Source organism: Streptomyces sp. NPDC058534 (assembly GCF_042717365.1).
In the GTDB taxonomy this organism is placed as follows: Bacteria; Actinomycetota; Actinomycetes; order Streptomycetales; family Streptomycetaceae; genus Streptomyces.
The window spans coordinates 2,800-4,005 of the sequence record NZ_JBHXNW010000165.1; the positions used below are offsets into that span (position 1 = coordinate 2,800).

Genomic DNA, 1,206 nt, shown 5'->3' on the forward strand with positions numbered 1-1,206 from the left:
CACATCCCGCGGGCCACCCCCCCGCGCTACCCCCCCCCCTCCCCCGCCGACCCCCCCTCCGTGTGCCGCCCCCCCCTTGGGGTAGGGGGCCCCACCACGGCTGTGCGTGAACGGGACTCGTGGTTACCGCGGCACAACGGACATGCGGACCGCTCGCCGTGGCCCGCGTCACAGAGCGTCGACGAACCAGCCGGTGATGGTCGTGGGGTGGGTGATGGCCGTGCCCACGCAGACGCTGAACGCCCCGCGTTCGATCGCGGCGGCGGCCTGCGCGGGCGTGTGGACACGCCCCTCGACGACGACCGGAAGGCTGCTCCACGCCAGCACCTCGTCGAGCAGTTCGAGATCGGGTCCGTCGGTCTTCGGGCGTTCCCCGGTGTAGCCGGAGAGGGTGGTGCCGAGCAGGTCCACGCCGGCGTCCTCGGCGGCCCTGGCGTCGTCCACGGAGCCGCAGTCCGCCATGACCAGGACGTCGGTCTCGGCCCGGAGAAGTTCGACCGTCCGCGCCAGCGTCCGGCCGTCCGGGCGCGGCCGACGAGTGCCGTCGAGCGCCACCACATGGGCCCCGGCCCGGGCGACGGCGAGCGCGTGCTCCAGCGTCGGGGTGATGAACACCCCGGAGGCGCCCTCCTTCCACAGGCCGACGACGGGTACGTCGACGGCCGCGACGACCGCACTCACGTCCTCGATGCCCTGGGCCCGTACGGCCGCGGCACCGCCTGCGACGACGGCCCGCGCCATCTGTCCCGTGGTGCGTGGGTCGCGCAGGGGCTCGCCCGGGTACGCCTGGCAGGACACCGTGAGGCGTCCGCGCATCGCGTCGAGCACACTCCGGCCGTTCACCGGGGTGGGTCGCCGGTCCGTCATGGTCTCTTCTCCTCGTTGCTCGACAGAGTCATGGTCCAGGCATCGCGCGCCGCGCCGACGACGGCTGCCTCGCCGCCCAGCGCCGCGGGCAGCAGCGGCAGGCCGGCCAGCGCGTCCACCACCTCCGACCGCAGCGTCCCCTCGAGCGCCGACCACCAGAGTTCGCCGGCCTCGGCGACCCCGCCGCCGACGACGACGGTGTCGGGGTCGAGGACGGTGACGATTCCGGCGATCGCACGCCCGACCGCTTCCCCGGCCGCGCGGACCACGCGGGCGGCGAGGTCGTCGCCGCCCCCGGCCCCCGCGACCACGGCGCCGGCGTGCGGGGCGGCCGGGGCG

The 1,206-nt window shown here is 75.8% G+C and carries 2 protein-coding genes; both read right to left on the reverse strand.

The genetic code is table 11. The features are described 5' to 3' along the window. Positions 1–168: 168 nt before the first annotated feature. The gene (locus tag ACFWR9_RS42430; protein WP_383852962.1) at positions 169–867 is read right to left on the reverse strand and encodes an N-acetylmannosamine-6-phosphate 2-epimerase; all 699 of its coding nucleotides are present in this window, start codon (positions 865–867) and stop codon (positions 169–171) included. Continuing rightward, positions 864–1,206 (reverse strand): ROK family protein (locus ACFWR9_RS42435; protein ID WP_383852964.1); only part of this gene is annotated, 343 nt, incomplete at its 5' end. The genes ACFWR9_RS42430 and ACFWR9_RS42435, both read right to left, overlap by 4 nt.